At 66.7% G+C, this 15,517-nt stretch carries 16 protein-coding genes; 10 read left to right on the top strand and 6 right to left on the bottom strand.

The window, feature by feature from the left end; all coding sequences use genetic code 11:
• Nucleotides 1–66: 66 nt before the first annotated feature.
• Together ACZ5TO_RS04220 and ACZ5TO_RS04225 are read right to left on the bottom strand one after the other, a co-directional pair.
• Complete coding sequence (locus tag ACZ5TO_RS04220) at nt 67–2,160, bottom strand: S9 family peptidase (RefSeq protein ID WP_464799660.1); 2,094 nt, start codon at nt 2,158–2,160, stop codon at nt 67–69.
• A gap of 239 nt (nt 2,161–2,399) precedes the next feature.
• Nucleotides 2,400–3,527 (bottom strand): AI-2E family transporter, encoded by a 1,128-nt coding sequence (locus tag ACZ5TO_RS04225; RefSeq protein ID WP_184145908.1) that lies wholly within the window; start codon nt 3,525–3,527, stop codon nt 2,400–2,402.
• 174 nt (nt 3,528–3,701) lie between these two features.
• On the opposite strand from ACZ5TO_RS04225, the gene ACZ5TO_RS04230 reads away from it, so the two are divergent.
• Entirely contained in the window at nt 3,702–4,112 is a 411-nt protein-coding gene (locus ACZ5TO_RS04230; RefSeq protein ID WP_380780563.1) for a DUF930 domain-containing protein, read from the top strand.
• Nucleotides 4,113–4,118: 6 nt separating this feature from the next.
• Here ACZ5TO_RS04230 and ACZ5TO_RS04235 read toward each other — a convergent pair whose 3' ends face one another.
• On the bottom strand, nt 4,119–4,988 hold the full coding sequence (locus ACZ5TO_RS04235; protein ID WP_464800331.1) for a VOC family protein: 870 nt from the start codon (nt 4,986–4,988) through the stop codon (nt 4,119–4,121).
• A gap of 362 nt (nt 4,989–5,350) precedes the next feature.
• On the opposite strand from ACZ5TO_RS04235, the gene trhA reads away from it, so the two are divergent.
• Both trhA and ACZ5TO_RS04245 read left to right on the top strand, forming a co-directional pair.
• Nucleotides 5,351–6,007 (top strand): PAQR family membrane homeostasis protein TrhA, encoded by a 657-nt coding sequence (gene trhA, locus ACZ5TO_RS04240; protein WP_464799661.1) that lies wholly within the window; start codon nt 5,351–5,353, stop codon nt 6,005–6,007.
• Nucleotides 6,008–6,075: 68 nt separating this feature from the next.
• Nucleotides 6,076–6,579, top strand: a complete 504-nt coding sequence (locus ACZ5TO_RS04245; RefSeq protein ID WP_464799662.1) for an N-acetyltransferase family protein — start codon at nt 6,076–6,078, stop codon at nt 6,577–6,579.
• Here ACZ5TO_RS04245 and msrB read toward each other — a convergent pair whose 3' ends face one another.
• Nucleotides 6,580–6,987 (bottom strand): peptide-methionine (R)-S-oxide reductase MsrB, encoded by a 408-nt coding sequence (gene msrB / locus ACZ5TO_RS04250; RefSeq protein WP_464799663.1) that lies wholly within the window; start codon nt 6,985–6,987, stop codon nt 6,580–6,582.
• 585 nt (nt 6,988–7,572) lie between these two features.
• Between msrB and ACZ5TO_RS04255 the strand changes: the two genes are divergently transcribed.
• From ACZ5TO_RS04255 to ACZ5TO_RS04265, 3 genes are all read left to right on the top strand, one after another.
• A complete protein-coding gene (locus ACZ5TO_RS04255; protein WP_184145901.1) occupies nt 7,573–8,010 on the top strand; it encodes a Ros/MucR family transcriptional regulator in 438 nt (145 codons plus the stop codon).
• 229 nt (nt 8,011–8,239) lie between these two features.
• On the top strand, nt 8,240–8,707 hold the full coding sequence (locus tag ACZ5TO_RS04260; protein WP_464799664.1) for a helix-turn-helix domain-containing protein: 468 nt from the start codon (nt 8,240–8,242) through the stop codon (nt 8,705–8,707).
• The gene (locus ACZ5TO_RS04265; protein WP_464799665.1) at nt 8,700–9,485 is read left to right on the top strand and encodes a DUF6456 domain-containing protein; all 786 of its coding nucleotides are present in this window, start codon (nt 8,700–8,702) and stop codon (nt 9,483–9,485) included. Before ACZ5TO_RS04260 ends, ACZ5TO_RS04265 begins: the two co-directional genes overlap by 8 nt.
• Nucleotides 9,486–9,628: 143 nt before the next feature.
• Here ACZ5TO_RS04265 and ACZ5TO_RS04270 read toward each other — a convergent pair whose 3' ends face one another.
• Both ACZ5TO_RS04270 and ACZ5TO_RS04275 read right to left on the bottom strand, forming a co-directional pair.
• Entirely contained in the window at nt 9,629–10,048 is a 420-nt protein-coding gene (locus tag ACZ5TO_RS04270) for a SufE family protein (RefSeq protein ID WP_464799666.1), read from the bottom strand.
• 159 nt (nt 10,049–10,207) lie between these two features.
• Nucleotides 10,208–10,627: a DUF5330 domain-containing protein gene (locus ACZ5TO_RS04275; RefSeq protein WP_184145898.1), complete on the bottom strand. Its 420-nt coding sequence runs from the start codon at nt 10,625–10,627 to the stop codon at nt 10,208–10,210.
• A 502-nt stretch (nt 10,628–11,129) separates the two neighbouring features.
• On the opposite strand from ACZ5TO_RS04275, the gene ACZ5TO_RS04280 reads away from it, so the two are divergent.
• From ACZ5TO_RS04280 to ACZ5TO_RS04295, 4 genes are all read left to right on the top strand, one after another.
• A complete protein-coding gene (locus ACZ5TO_RS04280; RefSeq protein ID WP_464799667.1) occupies nt 11,130–12,659 on the top strand; it encodes a sensor histidine kinase in 1,530 nt (509 codons plus the stop codon).
• Nucleotides 12,631–13,350 carry a peptidoglycan-binding domain-containing protein gene (locus ACZ5TO_RS04285; RefSeq protein WP_464799668.1) on the top strand — a complete coding sequence of 240 codons (720 nt, stop codon included), beginning with the start codon at nt 12,631–12,633 and terminating at the stop codon, nt 13,348–13,350. Before ACZ5TO_RS04280 ends, ACZ5TO_RS04285 begins: the two co-directional genes overlap by 29 nt.
• Before the next feature lie 115 nt (nt 13,351–13,465).
• On the top strand, nt 13,466–14,908 hold the full coding sequence (locus ACZ5TO_RS04290) for a methyl-accepting chemotaxis protein (RefSeq protein WP_464799669.1): 1,443 nt from the start codon (nt 13,466–13,468) through the stop codon (nt 14,906–14,908).
• A 43-nt stretch (nt 14,909–14,951) separates the two neighbouring features.
• A complete protein-coding gene (locus tag ACZ5TO_RS04295) occupies nt 14,952–15,323 on the top strand; it encodes a DUF1491 family protein (protein ID WP_464799670.1) in 372 nt (123 codons plus the stop codon).
• The last annotated feature ends 194 nt before the right edge of the window (nt 15,324–15,517 follow it).

Raw genomic sequence — 15,517 nt, forward strand, 5'->3', positions numbered from 1 at the left:
CTGTGGGGGAGATGGCCGGCAGGCCAGAGGGGGGTAATTCTGGCGCCGGCGTAGAAGGCTCTGCCCCTACATCTTCCCCGCCACCTTGATCGCGAACGCATATTCGAACGCGATCTCCTCCAGCCGCTGGAAGCGGCCCGAGGCGCCGCCGTGGCCGGCGCCCATGTTGGTCTTGAGGAGGATGGGTTCGGACCCCGTCGTCTTCTCGCGCAGCTTCGCCACCCACTTGGTCGGCTCCCAGTAGGTGACGCGCGGGTCGGTGAGGCCGGACAGGGCAAGGACGGCGGGGTAGGGCTTTTCCGCCACGTTGTCATAGGGCGAGTATCTTGCCATGAGCTGGTAGAAATCCTTGCTCTCGATGGGGTTGCCCCATTCGGGCCATTCCGGCGGGGTGAGCGGCAGCGTGTCGTCGAGCATGGTGTTGAGCACGTCGACGAAGGGCACGGCCGCGATGATGCCGCCGAACTTTTCCGGCGCCATGTTGGCGATCGCCCCCATCAGCATGCCGCCGGCCGATCCGCCTTCCGCGACGATCTTTGCGTAGGACGTGAACTTCTCTTGATTCAGATAGTCGGCCGCGGCGATGAAGTCCTTGAAGGTATTGGTCTTCTTGTCCATCTTGCCGTTCTCGTACCAGGCGAAGCCCTTGTCCTTGCCGCCGCGGATATGGGCGATGGCGTAGACGAAGCCGCGGTCGACGAGCGACAGGCAGTTGGTGTTGAAGGACGCCGGTATGGTGATGCCGTAGGCGCCGTAGCCGTAGAGCAGGCACGGCGCGGAGCCGTCGAGCGGCGTATCCTTGCGATAGAGGAGGGTGACCGGCACGCTCTCGCCGTCCGATGCGGGGGCGAAGACGCGGCGGGTGACGTAGTCGTCCGGGTTGTGGCCGGAGGGCACTTCCTGCGTCTTCAAAAGCGTGCGTTCGCGCGTCGCCATGTCGTACTCGAAGAGCTGCGAGGGCGTCGTCATCGAGGAATAGGAGAAGCGGATGACGTCCGTGTCGTATTCCGCTGCGCCCGACAGGCCGAGCGAATAGGCCTCCTCGGCGAAGGCGATGGCGTGTTCCTCGCCGGTCCTGCGGTCGCGCACGACGATGCGCGGCAGGCCCTCGTGGCGCTCCAGCCAGACGAGGTGGCGGGCAAACGCCATGTGGCTGAGGATCAGCGTGCCGGGGCGGTGCGGCACCACCTCCGTCCAGTTCTCGCGGCCCGGCGCCGTCACCGGCGCCTGCATGATCTTGAAGTCCTTCGCGCCGTCGGCATTCGTCAGGATGTAGAAGACGTCGCCGCCCTCCGTCATCGCATATTCGAGGCCCGTCTGGCGCGGGGCGACGACGGCGGGGGTGGCCAGAAGGTCCTTCGTCGGGATGAGGCGGTATTCGCTCGTCTCGTGGTCGTGGATGTCGACATAGATGAAATCGTCGATCAGCGAGCCGCCGACCGACATGAAGAAGCCGGGGTCCTTCTCCTCGTAGACCAGCCGGTCGTTTTCCTGCCGCTCGCCGAGGATGTGGTGGAAGATCTTCGAGGGGCGGTGGTTCTCGTCGAGCGCGGTGTAGAAGAAGCTCTTCGCATCGGGCGCCCAGACCCCGCCGCCGCCCGTATTGACGATCTCGTCGGCATGGTCCTTGCCGCTCGCAAGGTCGCGCACCTTCAGCGTGAAATATTCCGAGCCCTTGTCGTCATAGCCCCAGATGCCGAGCGAATGGTCGGTGGAATGGTCGATGCCGGAAAGGCGGAAATAGTCCTTGCCGGCGGCCTCGCTGTCGCCGTCGAGCAGCAGCTTGCGCTCGCCGCCCTCGCGCTTCTCGCGGAAATAGCGCGGCTGCTCGCCGCCGGTGACATAGGCCGTGCCGTAGGCGAAGGGGCCGTCCTTCACCGGCACGGAGCTGTCGTCCTCCTTGATGCGCCCGCGCATCTCGGCAAACAGCGTCTTCTGCAGCGCCTCGGTATCGGCCATGGCGGCCGCCATATAGGCGTTCTCGGCTTCGAGATGCTTGCGGATCTCCGGCTTGAGAATGGAGGGATCCTTGAACATCGCCTGCCAGTTCTCGTCGCGGAACCAGGCATAGTCGTCGGTGCGGGTGATGCCGTGGCGGGTGTCGGACACCGGCTCCTTGGCGGCAACGGGGGCGGCGGGAAGGTTTTTGAAGACGGACAAGGGTTCACTCCGGCAAATCGACAGGCGGGACCTGAGAGATAGAGAGCCGGGGCGCTTGCATCAAGCGGGGGTTTTCGGGTGGGGAGCGTTTGCGGGTGAGGTTCACCCCCCTCTGCCCTGTCGGGCATCTCCCCCACAGGTGGGGAGATTGGATCGTGGCACCGCCTTGCCCCAAGTCGATCTCCCCCCTTGTGGGGGAGATGCCCGGCAGGGCAGAGGGGGGTGTTCCCTACGCTCTGCTACCCCGGCAGGCTCCGCTTCGCCTTGCGCTTGGCGGGGCGCAGTTCGTCGGCGATGGTCATGCCGATGATGGAGAGGGGGAGGGCCAGCATGGCGCCGGCGGCGCCCCACATCCAGGTCCAGAAGAGGATGGCGGTGAAGATGATGAAGGCGTCGACCTCCAGTCGCTTGCCCATCACCGCCGGCATGATGAGGTTTTCCATCGTCAGGTGCACGAGGAAGAAGGCGAGCGCCGGCAGGAGGCCCATCAGCAGCGTGTCGTGCGTCAGGAGCCCCGCCGCCGTCAGCGCGATGGTCATCAGCGTGACGCCGAGGAAGGGCACGAAGCTGGAGAGGAAGGCGAAGAGCCCCCAGAGCGCCGGCATGGCGAGCCCGCCGCCCCAGGTGATGAGCGTGGTGACGATGCCGAGCGCGCCGTAGACCAGCGCGGCGGTGGCGAAATAATAGCCGAGCGCGCTGTCGATGGCGTTCATGATGCGGATGGTGGCGAGGCGCTGGCCGCGGCGGGGAAAGGCCATGATGATCATCTGCCGCAATCTCAGCCGCGCCGAGAGGAAGAGGACGAGCGCGGCGAAGAAGATCATCGCCTGCAGCAGCGCCGGCGTCAGGCTTGCCGAGAGGATGGAGAGGATGCTGCCGGTGTTCTCCAGCACCTTCTCCATCGACATCTGCCCCGTCTCGAAGGTCTCCGGGCGGATGTTCAGCCAGCCGAGGCGGGAAATGAGCGGCGTGATGCGGTCGTAGGCCCCGCGCACGAGCTCCGGCGCGTTGGCTGCAAGCTGGGTGATCGGCTCGGCGAGAAGGCCGGCGGCGAGGAAGAGGCCGAAGCCGAAGGCGCCGGCGAGCAGCAGCGCGGTCGGCAGCGGGGGAATGCCGAGCTCGTGCAGCTTTTCCGCGGCGACGCCGAGGATGAGCCCGGTGACGATGGCGAGGGAAAGCGGGATGAGGATCGGCGCCATGAGATAGACGACGCCCATCGCCATGATGGCGAAGATGCCGATGGCCGCCCAGGCGGCGGCGATGTCGAGGCCGTAGCGTTTCTGCCGTGGTTCGGCCGGGTCCGCCTCCAGGTCGAGGCTGCCTTTCAGAAGCCGCCGTTCGGCGGGTTGTCCCGACACGTCGTGCATGGTTTTTCCCCTCTGCCCCGTTCGCGCCGATGAACGCACGGGCGTGGTGGAAGTTCCCGGAAAATGCCCGCGAAAGCGTCGAAGGGTTGCCAGCCGCCGCCAAATCGACATATTGCGACCCAACCCCGAATTTAGACGTCAGGATGAATGACGCCGCGAAGAGGAGGCAAACCGTTGAAACTCGACCCGAAAGGGCTGCGGAACGCCCTATTTGGCCTTGCCCTTGTGCCGCTTGTCGCGTCCCCCGCGCTCGCCATAGACGCACGCATCCGCACCCAGCTCCAGAAGCTGACGCCTGAAGAACGCCTGGAACAGCGCTGCGATATCGAGGCGATGGACCAGATCAGCAAGGCCAAGGGCGGCTTCCGCCCGGACAAGGTGATCGCCTATGCCTTCGGCGATCCCAAGCTCAATGGCACGACCTTCAAGACGAAGGGGGCCGTGTTCCGCAGCCGCGGCGAATGGTACCGGCTGTCCTACAAATGCGAGGCGAGCCCCGACCGCCTGGAGGTCAACGCCTTCAAGTACAGCATCGGCAAGGTCGTGCCGCACGAGGACTGGGAAGAGCACTACCTCTACAATTGAGGCGCCTCAGGCGGAAAGCGTGAGGCCGATGCCCCACGGATCGACCAGCGCGATCGCATCGCCCGAGCGGGCGGCGGGCAGGGAAAGCGCCTCGATCCGGTCCGCCGCGGCGGCAAGCCGTGCGGGATCCCTGAAGCGGATCGCATAGTCCGCAAGCCCGCTCATGCCGGCCTCGCGCTTCGGCCGGCCGGCCGAATTCCAGACATTGGCGGCGACGTGGTGGTGGTACTTGCCGGTGGCGAAGAAGCTCGCCCCCGGATAGCGCGCCATGATGTCGAGGCCCAGCACGTCGCGGAAGAAGGCGTCGGCCTGCGGGATATCGGAGACCTGGAGGTGGATGTGGCCGATCGCCGTGCCGGCCTCCTGGCCGTCCCATCCGCCCTTCGGGGCCTCGTCGTAGAGCGCCTGCAGGTCGAGCCGGTGCGTCGCCATCTTCACCGTGCCGTCCGGCACGTAGGTCCATTCGGAACGGTCGCGGTCGCGGTAGATCTCGATGCCGTTGCCTTCCGGGTCGTCGAGATAGATCGCCTCGCTGACGAGGTGGTCTGAAGCGCCGGTGAGCGGCACGTCGTTGTGGGCGGCATGGACGAGCCAGCGGCCGAGCTCCTCGCGGTTCGGCACGAGGAAAGCGGTGTGGAAGAGGCCCGGCGCATTGCGCGGCGCGCGGATGGTTCCGCCCTCCGTCGTCAGCGTGAGAAGGCGGCGGCCGGCAACGCCGAGCGTCTCGCCAAAGGCCGAGCGTTCCAGCACGGAAAGGCCCATGACCTTCTGGTAGAAGGCTGAGACCATCGGCAGGTCGACCACGCGGAGGCGGGCATGGTCGACGAAGGCCGGCATCTCGACGGCATGGTTGGTGTTGGCGCTCTCTTCGGTCATGGGGGCGGTCTCCGCGCGGATGGGGCCGGCCTTGCCTGCGGCGATACCTGCGGCGGCGGCGCCGAGGAATGTCCGTCTGTCTAGGTCCGTCATGGTTGGTTTCCCGTCGGTTCCCACGGAACCGTTCTGCTGCCGGGAAATATGGCCGAGTGCGGCTGTTCACGGAAGGCGGCAAATCGGCGATTTACTGTCAATGGAATGTTGACGGTGAGGCGGTAAATGCCGGTTCCGTCCGCTATCGTTCAACAGTCGGCCGCACATGTCGGGCGGCAAACTTTCGTGATCCGGCCGGGGCGCGGGCGGTCTTGCCCGCGCGGCCCGAACTTGCCACCATGGGGGCGGGAGGAAGAACAGGGCCATCCATGGAAATCAAGGGCGTCAAATGGAACTATGACCGCTACGAGGTGATCGCCGACGGCATCGTGCACGGTGTCGGCGTGGTGCTGGCCCTCGTCGGCGTGACGGCGCTCATCTTCTACGCCACCGTGTGGGCGACGAGCGGGCAGCTCGCCGCCGCCTGGGTCTACGGCGTCGGGCTGGTCCTCGCGCTTTCCACCTCCTTCGCCTACAATCTCTGGCCGGTCTCGGTGGTGAAGTGGCACCTGCGCCGCTTCGACCATTCGGCGATCTTCGTGCTGATCGCCGCCACCTACACCCCCTTCCTGCAGCGCGGTATCGAGGATCCGTTCCTCGCCGGCATGCTGGTGTTCATCTGGCTGATGGCGGCGGCGGGCGTGGCGCTGAAGTTCCTCTTCCCCGGCCGCTACGACAGGCTCGCCATCCTTGTCTACCTCGCCATGGGCTGGAGCGGCGTCTTTGCCGCCGGGCCGCTGGCGACGCATCTTTCCACCGCCACGCTCGCCCTCATCGTCGCCGGCGGCGTCCTCTATTCGGTCGGCGTCGTCTTCCATGTCTGGGAGAGGCTGCGCTTCCAGAACGCCATCTGGCACGGCTTCGTCGTCGCCGCCGCCGCCGTCCACTATTCGGCGGTCGTCACGAGCGTCGTTTCGGGCCTCTGAGCCCTCGCGGGAACGCTGGACAGCCTTCCCGCTCCTCCTGTATGCCATCAGGAAAACCGGGGGGCACAATGGACCTGACGATACGCGATGCCGTGGAGGCGGACCTCCCGGCGATCATGGCCATCTACAACGATGCCGTGGCCAACACGACGGCGATCTGGAACGACACCGTCGTCGATCTCGACAACCGCAGGGCGTGGCTTGCCGCGCGCCGCGAACGCGGCTTCCCGGTCCTTGCCGCCCTGCGCGGCAAGGAGGTCCTCGGCTACGCCTCCTACGGCGACTGGCGCGCCTTCGACGGCTATCGCCACACGGTGGAGCATTCCGTCTACGTGCGGGGCGACGCGCGCGGCACGGGCACGGGAAAGCGCCTGATGACGGCGCTGATCGACCGGGCGAGCTTCAACGGCGTCCATGTCATGATCGCCGGCATCGAGGCGGAGAACCTTGCCTCGATCAAGCTGCACGAGAAGCTGGGTTTCCGCATCGTCGGGCGGTTCAGCGAGGTCGGCATCAAGTTCGGCCGCTGGCTGGACCTCACCTGCATGGAACTGAAGGTGCCGAAGCGCTGATCAATCCGGATCGAAGCCGAGCGCGACGCCGTTCATGCAGTAGCGCAGGCCCGTCGGCGGCGGGCCGTCGGGGAAGACATGGCCGAGATGGGCGTCGCAGTCGGCGCAGCGGATTTCCGTGCGCGTCATGCCGTAGGAATGGTCCGTGTGGTCCGTCACCGCGCCGGGCTCGATCGGCTGCGTGAAGCTCGGCCAGCCGGTGCCCGAATTGTACTTCGCCTCCGACCGGTAGAGCGGCCGGTTGCAGCAGATGCAGCGGTAGGTGCCCTTCTTGGAAAGGTCGAAATCGGGGCTGGAGAAGGCGCGCTCCGTGCCGTGTTCGCGCGTGATGCGGAACTGCTCCGGCGTCAGGACCTGCCGCCACTCGTCCTTCGTCTTGTTGACCTTCAAAGTCGCTACGTCATTCATGGGCGTCCTCCTGTCGAGCCCTTAGATAAGGCGCCGATTGTGGCAAGACAATCGGCAGCATCCTTGAAAGGCGCAATGCCTCGTGCGCGGTCGCCGGCTTCGTCCATCCGGCACCGGAGCGGTGGTCTTTGGCGCGGCCGAGGCGTGTGCCGGCAAGAAGCGTTGACATTCGGTTTATAATTCGGTGCGGAAGTTGGCAGTATCCACGGTGTCGAGCCGGAAGCATTTCGGATGCCGGTGGGCATATTCACTATTCTTCAAAATAATTCTGGACTTTGAATAGCGGAATGATATTTCAGGCGAAGTAAAGCATTCCGGTTGATTTAGCTCGATTGCAAGTTGCCTGTTTAAGTTGAATAAGCACTTCGATCACGATTACCAGGTATATGTTCCGGCCAAGATGCGGCGGGAACGGCGGCCGTTGTAATAAAAAGTTATATTGACCAGAGTTCTCAGGGTTTAGAAATTCGTGCGCGCATAAGCAATGTTTCGCCACAAGCCCGGCTGAAAAGACGCTTTACCGGAATTGAATGCCGGCCGATGGATGGGGCCATCGGTCTTCCTATTGTCCGACAGGAGAAGAATATGTCTGAAACAACCCTTGGCGCCGCCAGCTCCAGCCTGCTTGTCGAACTGACGGCCGATATCGTTGCCGCCTATGTCGGCAACCATGTGGTGCCGGTCGGCGAGCTGCCGGGCCTGATCGCCGATGTGCATGCCGCGCTCAACAACACGACGCAGCCGTCGGCCGCCGTCGAGGCGCCCGTCGCCGCCGAAAAGCCGAAGCCGCCGGTGCCGGTGAAGAAGTCCGTGCAGAACGACTACATCATCTGCCTGGAGGACGGCCAGAAGTTCAAGTCGCTGAAGCGCCACCTGATGACCCACTACGGCATGACCCCGGAAGAGTACCGCGAGAAGTGGGACCTGCCGGCCGATTACCCGATGGTCGCTCCGGCCTATGCAGAGGCCCGCTCGCGCCTCGCCAAGGAAATGGGCCTCGGCCAGCGCCGCAAGGGCAAGTAAGCGCCGTCATCCACGGCGGGAATGGAAAGGCCGGGACCGGAAGGTTCCGGCCTTTTTGCGTTGCGGCGTTGCGCTTTGAGAGCGGAATTGAGGAATAAAAGCCTATGTCGGGGACGGGAATCGTGATTTTCTGAGGAAATTCAACGAATGATTGTGGCTTGTCGCTTCATTCATCCCCGTTCGTCCTCTAGGGTGTATGAATAAATTCCTATCAACGGAGGGACCAGTCATGCACCAGTTCATCGTATCCGAAGGGCGGGCCGGCACGGCGCCCGGCCGTACTGCCGGTCCTGCTCCCGAAACGAAGGGCGCGGGCCGCCCGGAGGATGGCGGCGCCCGCACCGCGGAAAGCGGCCTTGCCATGCCCGTGGTGCCCACGGGCGTCGCCTGCCGCATCGTCCGCCAGCTCGTCCTGGAAATGACGGCGATGGCGGGGGACAGGCCCCTCTGGCGGCGCGACCGGCGCCGCGCCACCTGCCACGGACGCCAGGTCGCCATGTATGTCTGCCATGTCGTCCTGCGCCTGTCGATGTCGGAGATCGGGGCGGCCTTCGGGCGCGACCGCACGACGGTGGGCCATGCCTGCAACGTGGTGGAGGACCGGCGCGACGACGCGGCCTTCGACGCCTTCGTCTCGGCCATCGAGCGCCTCGTGATCTCGGTGTTCGGCCCGGCAGGGATCGGCAGCCATGAATAGGGCGGCGGCGGACGGGCTGGCGCGGCTCCTGCGCTTCCTCCTCGCCTCGGGCGAGGCCGTTGTCCGCGAGGACGGCCTTCACGCCGCCGGCGGCCGCACGATGCCGCTGCCGGAAGGCGTCCTGGCCGAGGCGCTGCGCCTCGGCCTCGCCCGGCAGGGCGACGGCCGGCTTGCGGCCACGGCGGAGGCGCGGGCCTTCCTGAAGCGCCGGCTCTGCGATGGGCAGACGCCCTTTGCCGGCCAGCATCGCGACATGGCGCCGGTGACGGTCCTGCGCGACGGGGCGCGGGAGACGGCGATGGCGAACCGGCTCGAATCGCCGCTCGCCGCCCTTGCCCGGCTGAAGGAGAAGACGGGCGGTGCATACCTGCCGGAAAGCGCGATCGCCGCGGGCGAGCGGCTGCATGCGGATTTCACCCGCGGCGGGCTCCAGCCGCGCACGACCATGTCCTGGGAGCCGCGCATCGCCGGCCGCCAGAAGGGCGAGGCGGGTGCGGCGCGCGAGATCACCGACACGGCGCTTGCCGCGCGCCTGCGCGTCGCCCGCGCCATCGAGGCGATCGGCCCGGAACTTTCCGGCGTCGCGCTCGACGTCTGCTGCTTTGCCAAGGGGCTTGAGACGGTGGAGCGCGAACGCCAGTGGCCGGCCCGCTCCGCCAAGCTGATGCTCCGCGCCGCCCTGATGGCGCTCGCCCGGCACTATGCCCCGGCCGCGCCGAAGGGCCGCCGGGCGCATGCCTGGGGGGCGGAGGGGTATCGGCCGGAGTTGGGCGGGTGAGAGGTAAGACCCTCTCTGCCTGCCGGCATCTCCCCCACAAGGGGGGAGAAAGGCTGGCAGTTCTCTTTTCCCTCGATTTTTGAACGCCGAGCGTGCCGCGCGTTAAGTCCCTCCCCCTTGTGGGGAGGGGTTGGGGAGGGGCCTTATGCCGCCACCGTCGTCGCCGCTTCTTCGCGGATGCGCTTGACCATCGAGCGCAGGCCGTTGGCGCGCTGGGAGGAGAGGTGTTCGACGAGGCCGATCTCGTTGAAGGTGTCGATGGCGTCGGTCGCGGCGATGTCCGAGGCATGGCGGCCGGAATAGATGGCGAGAACGATGGCGACGAGGCCGCGCACGATATGGGCGTCCGAATCGCCCTCGAAGGTCATCACCGGGTCGGCGCCGCCTTCGGTATGGCTGACGAGCCAGACCTGGCTGGCGCAGCCCTGCACCTTGTTCTCCGCCGTGCGCTTGTCTTCCGGCAGGTCCGGCAGCGCCTTGCCGAGTTCGATGACGTAGCGGTAGCGATCCTCCCAGTCCTCGAGGAAGGCGAAGTCGTCGATGATGTCCTGCAGCGTGGCCATGGTCTGTCCGTCCAAGTTTCTGGCCCTGATATAGGCGAGGGGCCGCGGGATTTGAACCGAAAAGCGCCCCGGACAAAAAGAAACGCCGCAGGGAACGGGTCCGTGCGGCGGTTGCAGGGGCAACGAGTGAGGCAGGCAGAAACTTGAATGCCGGAGGGGTCAGCCCTTCCGGTCGGGACGGCGGGTCGGCACGGCGATGGTGCCGGTGATGACCTCGTCGTCGGCGTCGACGCTGGCGACGGCCGGAAGCGGCTGGGTCAGCGCTTCCTTCTTGCCCGGGCCGGCCTTGGCGGCCTCTTCGTCGGCGAACTGCGTGTCGAGGAACTGGTAGGCGACGCGGGCGCCTTCACGGGCCCGGTGGCCGAGGGCGACGAAGGTCTCGGCACCCTTCTCGCAGACGTCCGGCTTCTGCAGGCAGATGGCGCTCACATACTCGATCGCCTCGCTTGCCGCGCTGAACGTATCGCCGATCGCCACCGTCGGCCCCTTTTCCAGCTTGGCGGAGGATTCCGCATTCAGGAAGGGGAGCAGGACGAGAACCAGTGAGAACCAGAACGTTCCCTTGATCAGAAACCACATCGCTTGCCATCCTCGTTAGCGCCTCGGCTCTTTGCGGCCTTCGGCAGATTGGTCCTTGGCGAACCGTTGATGCGAGAATAGGGGCCGGAAGGAAATTCCCCTTTGCCGGAATCGCTCGGGTTTTGCCCAGTTTTGAGTAAAATTGTCTCTATTCCCAGCTTTGCGGGCATTTGAGGCGGATTTTAGCGTTTCGCGTTAAGGATGATGGCGCGGCCACCGTGCCCAAGGCGCCGGAATGCCGGGAGGAGGGCCGGCGCCGCCTTGCCCCACAAGTTAATACGAACAGAAAAATGCCGCAAAATGAGGCGCTTACGCCCCGTTAACCACGCCGGACGAATGACCCTTGGATTGCCCCGAAATGGGACTTTTGGCCCTTTTTGCCGCGCTTTCCACCCCCGCCGTTTATTGTTTCCTTAAGTCGCCGATGCGATTTTGAGCGCACAGAAAAGACAAAAAACGGCAGGGTTTCGCGTTGCGCCAATTGACCATCATCGCTGACAGAATGGCGGCCCGTCTGGGCGCGGCCACCGGCGTTGCTGGCGCGGGCGCTGCCGATGCGCGCCCATCGGCTCCGCTGCGGGCGACGACGCTCGCGCTCCTTGCCGCCGTTCCCGGCCTGCCGCTCGCCCTTTCCGCCGTCATGCCCGCGTCCGCGGCGCTTCCGGCGGGTGTTGCGCTTGCCGGCGCCGGTGCGCTGCTGGCGGCCGCCGCCACGGGCGTGCGCCGGCCGAAGCCGCAGCCGGTAAAGACCTTTGCCGAGGAGCTGGCCGAGGCCGCTCCGCCCGCCGCGTCTCCCTACGATCTCTTCGCCGGCCTCGTGACGCTGCACGATGCGCGCGGCTTCGTGACCGCCGTGCACGGCCGCGACAGGAGCGCCATGCTCGCCTGGATGCGCGCGCCGATGGGCCGCGGCTATCTCGACCAGATCCACGTTTCCGACCGGATCGGCTTCCTTGCCGCCATCGACCGCCTGCGCCAGGGCGCGACCAGCGAGACCGTGGAGATCCGCATCGACCGGGCGCGCCTTGCAAGCGATGTCGAGCAGTTCGTGCATATGCGCGTGGAGATGACGGCGCTGGCCGGGCCGGACGGCACGCTGGCCGCGGTCGTCGCCCAGTCGCGCGACATTTCCGAAGAAGCCAAGCTCCGCAACGAGAACGTCCGCAAGGCGGCGGAGGCGGAGACCGCCAACGACGCCAAGACGCGGTTCCTGGCCGCCGTCAGCCACGAGCTGCGCACGCCGCTCAACGCCATCCTCGGCTTCTCGGACATCCTGTCCGGCGAGTATTTCGGCAAGCTGGAGAACGACCGCCAGCGCGAATATGTCGCCCTGATCCACCAGTCGGGCTCGCATCTCCTGTCCGTCGTCAACACCATGCTGGACGTCTCGAAGATCGAGGCGGGCCGCTACGAGCTCCTGCCGGAACCTTTCGCCGTCGCCGACAGCGTGAAGGCCTGCGAGCAGATGCTGGGGCTCCAGGCGCGCGACAAGGGCATCCAGCTCACGAGCCGCGTGCCGCGCGCCATCGGCGAGGCGGTGGCCGACCAGCGGGCGATCCAGCAGGTCCTCATCAATCTCGTCGGCAACGCCATCAAGTTCACCGACCGCGGCGGCATCGTCGCCATCGATGCGGCGCGCGAGGGGCGCGACCTCCTGCTCACCGTCAGCGATACCGGCATCGGCATTCCCGCCGACAAGCTGGCGCTGATCGGCCAGCCCTTCATGCAGGTGCAGAACGAATATACCCGCAAGTACGAGGGCACCGGGCTCGGCCTCTCGCTCGTCAAGGGCCTCGTGGCGCTGCACGGCGGCAGCTTCGCCGTGGAAAGCCGGCCGGGCGAAGGCACGGTCATCACCGTGCGCGTGCCGGCCGACGGCTCGGGCATCGCGCGCGACGGCGACCTTCGGGCATCCGCGCCGTCCACCGTCGATTTCCCGCCGCGCCTTGCGGGCGGCACGCAGACCGTTTACCAGCCGTCGGACGATGGCAAGGACACGAAAGATGAACGCGCACGTCAGAAGACAGCCTGAGCGGGGGCCGAAGGGCCCGGCCCGCAAGGGCCGTTCCGGCGGGCGGGGACAGCCGCAGCGCCGGCCGAACGTCGTTATCACCGGGCTTGTCGCGCTCGGCGGGCTTGCCGCGCGCTATCCGAGCGTGGTGGGGGGCTCCTGCGCCTTCATCGTCGTCTTCTCCTTCGTCGCGGCCAATGCGCTCTGGTATCAGCCGGGCGGCCATCCCTCGCCGTTCCTGCGCACCCGCGCTGCCGGAAACTCTCTCGGCTTCTCGGCCACGAAGCCCGAGCCGAAGGACGTGACGACCTTCCTCATCGAGCGTCAGGACGAGGAGGGCGACCTTCCCGCCGTCGCCGACGTAACGCCCGCCGAGCGCCCCTTCGACGAGGTGACGCAGAGCATCGAGAAGCGCCCCGCGGCCAAGCAGGCCGCCGGGGACGAGGGCGATCCCGTCGCCGCGGCGATCCTTGCGGCCGAGACCGATCCCGGCGTCACCGCCGCCGTCGAGAAGCCCGCGCCGAGCGAACTCGTGATGAAGATCCAGAAGGGCCTCAGCAACATCGCCTATGCGGATGTCGTGGTGGACGGCCTGATCGGCGAGAAGACGCGCACGGCGATCCGCCATTTCGAAAAGCACTACCGGCTGCCGGTGACCGGCGAGCCCAATGTCGCCGTCCTCGACAAGCTCAAGGACATCGGCGCGCTATAGCGCCGTATACGACGAAAGTCGTACGCCTACGACCTTCCGTAGCGTCAGGCCTTTTAAAGGAAGCGTTAACCATGTCTGCCGGATGATCCTTCGATGACCGGAGGATCGTCGAGCCATGCCTGCTGCTGCCCTGCATGAGACTGCCGAACCGCTTGAGGAGGACGAACCGGCCGATGCCGGGGCGCTGCGCGCGGTCGTCGCGGCGCTCGCCGCCGAGGCCTCCGACCTCGGCCTGCACCTCGTCGACATCGCCGGGTCCATCCAGGACACGGCCGCGCAGTCGCGCGAGCATGCCGGCCTCTTCACGCGGCTGACGCAATCGGCAACGGCGATCGCCGGGGCGAACGGCGACATCGCCCGCGCCCTCGGCGAGACCGACCAGCTTGCCGCCAGCGCCCGCACGGTGCTGGGCGAGCAGGCGGCGCGTCTCGACGGTTCCATTGCCGCCATCGACCACATGGTGACCGCCTCCAACGAGATCGGCACGGAGATCTCCGCCTTTTCCGGGGCGCTTGCCGATGTCGGCCGGCTGGCGGACGCCATCGGCACCATCGCGCGCCAGACGAACCTCCTGGCGCTCAACGCCGCCATCGAGGCCGCCCGCGCGGGCGAGGCGGGCAAGGGCTTTGCCGTGGTGGCGGCGGAGGTGCGGGCGCTCTCGCTGGAGACCTCCAACACGACCGCCTCGATCCAGAAGACGCTGCAGGAACTGCGCGCGCGCATCGACCGGCTGGAGGCGGCGGGCGAGGGGGCGCGCGTTTCGGCCGAGGGCGTGAAGGCGACGGCCTCCGGCGTGCAGGGCTCGTTTTCCGGCGTGGAGGCGGTGATGTCGAAGATCCTCGACAGCGCCTCGACCCTGGCCGCGACCACCGGTGCGGTGGACCGCGAATGCAGCGAATTCGCCCGCTCCATCGGCGCGGCCTCGGCGGAGATCATCCGTTCCAGCGAGGTGCTGCAGGGCGCCTCCGGCAAGGTCGGCGAGGTGGTGGCGATCTCCGAGCGCATCATCCAGGCGACGGCGAGCGCCGGCATCGAGACGCCGGACACGCCCTATATCCGCCTCGTGCAGCAGCTTTCCGCAGAAGTCTCCCGCCGGTTTTCGGCGGCGGTGCGCAGCGGCGAGATCGGCCTTGACGCGCTGTTCGACCGGCAGTACCGGCCGGTTCCCGGCACGGACCCGGTGCAGATGACGACGCGCTTTATCGATTTCACCGACCGCGTGCTGCCGGCGATCCAGGAGCCGGCGGTGGCCGCCGACGACCGCATCGCCTTCTGCGCCGCCGTGGACGAGAACGGCTACCTGCCGACGCACAACCGCAAATTCTCCGAGCCGCAGCGCCCGGGCGATCCGGCCTGGAACACCGCCAACTGCCGCAACCGCCGCATCTTCAACGACCGCGTGGGGCTGGCGGCCGGCCGCAACACCGAGCCGTTCCTCCTCCAGACCTACCGGCGCGACATGGGCGGCGGGCAGTTCGTGCTGATGAAGGACATCTCCGCCCCCATCGTCGTGGACGGCCGGCACTGGGGCGGGCTGAGGCTGGCGATCCGGGTGTAGCGCGCCCATTGCCCGCTTGCGCGCCGGCGTGTATGCCGCCGTGATGCGTCTTCGTACCGATATCTTCGTTTCCGCCCTGATGCGCCGCGTGTTCGCCCGCGGCGATTTCGCGGCCGTGGAGGCGAAGGGGGCGGAAGAGGCGGGGGCGGTGTTCGTGCGGCAGGTGTTCCGCAACGGCACGGAAAGCCTCCATGCGCCGGCCCCGCAGAGCTTCTTCGAGGAGGACGACGACGGCCGGCGGCTTTTCGAGACACGGCTGGAGCGCGCGGATGCGGATGCGGTCGCCGAGGCCATCGCCCGCGAGCGGCGCTTCGACGGCGATCTCTGGGTGGTCTCCATCGAGGCGGACGATCTTTCCGGGCTCATCGATTTCGCCGGGGCGGAGCCGCAGGACGACGGGTTTTTCCGGCGGTAGGACTGTTCCGCTGGGAACAGCGCCGTGCTGCGCAGCATGGGAGAAGGCGAACACACAGGCAACGGCCTGTGCTTCACCCTGGAGGAACGCCCGTGTTTATCGTGCTGCCTGCCCTTGCATTGCTGATTTCGGGAATGTTCGTCGCGACCATGCTGGCCGCGCTTCGTGCGGAAAGGAAGGTTCTCTGATGACGG

The organism is Shinella sp. Sh6, from assembly GCF_055392685.1.

What these genes read in the sequence shown, in the direction of transcription:
- trhA (WP_464799661.1), top strand. Translation starts at nt 5,351, where the DNA reads ATGGAAATCAAGGGCGTCAAATGGAACTATGACCGCTACGAGGTGATC.
- ACZ5TO_RS04295 (WP_464799670.1), top strand. Translation starts at nt 14,952, where the DNA reads ATGCGTCTTCGTACCGATATCTTCGTTTCCGCCCTGATGCGCCGCGTG.
- ACZ5TO_RS04285 (WP_464799668.1), top strand. Translation starts at nt 12,631, where the DNA reads ATGAACGCGCACGTCAGAAGACAGCCTGAGCGGGGGCCGAAGGGCCCG.
- ACZ5TO_RS04225 (WP_184145908.1), bottom strand. Translation starts at nt 3,527, where the DNA reads ATGCACGACGTGTCGGGACAACCCGCCGAACGGCGGCTTCTGAAAGGC.
- ACZ5TO_RS04280 (WP_464799667.1), top strand. Translation starts at nt 11,130, where the DNA reads ATGGCGGCCCGTCTGGGCGCGGCCACCGGCGTTGCTGGCGCGGGCGCT.
- ACZ5TO_RS04255 (WP_184145901.1), top strand. Translation starts at nt 7,573, where the DNA reads ATGTCTGAAACAACCCTTGGCGCCGCCAGCTCCAGCCTGCTTGTCGAA.
- ACZ5TO_RS04290 (WP_464799669.1), top strand. Translation starts at nt 13,466, where the DNA reads ATGCCTGCTGCTGCCCTGCATGAGACTGCCGAACCGCTTGAGGAGGAC.
- ACZ5TO_RS04235 (WP_464800331.1), bottom strand. Translation starts at nt 4,988, where the DNA reads ATGACCGAAGAGAGCGCCAACACCAACCATGCCGTCGAGATGCCGGCC.
- ACZ5TO_RS04270 (WP_464799666.1), bottom strand. Translation starts at nt 10,048, where the DNA reads ATGGCCACGCTGCAGGACATCATCGACGACTTCGCCTTCCTCGAGGAC.
- ACZ5TO_RS04245 (WP_464799662.1), top strand. Translation starts at nt 6,076, where the DNA reads ATGGACCTGACGATACGCGATGCCGTGGAGGCGGACCTCCCGGCGATC.
- msrB (WP_464799663.1), bottom strand. Translation starts at nt 6,987, where the DNA reads ATGAATGACGTAGCGACTTTGAAGGTCAACAAGACGAAGGACGAGTGG.
- ACZ5TO_RS04275 (WP_184145898.1), bottom strand. Translation starts at nt 10,627, where the DNA reads ATGTGGTTTCTGATCAAGGGAACGTTCTGGTTCTCACTGGTTCTCGTC.
- ACZ5TO_RS04260 (WP_464799664.1), top strand. Translation starts at nt 8,240, where the DNA reads ATGCACCAGTTCATCGTATCCGAAGGGCGGGCCGGCACGGCGCCCGGC.
- ACZ5TO_RS04265 (WP_464799665.1), top strand. Translation starts at nt 8,700, where the DNA reads ATGAATAGGGCGGCGGCGGACGGGCTGGCGCGGCTCCTGCGCTTCCTC.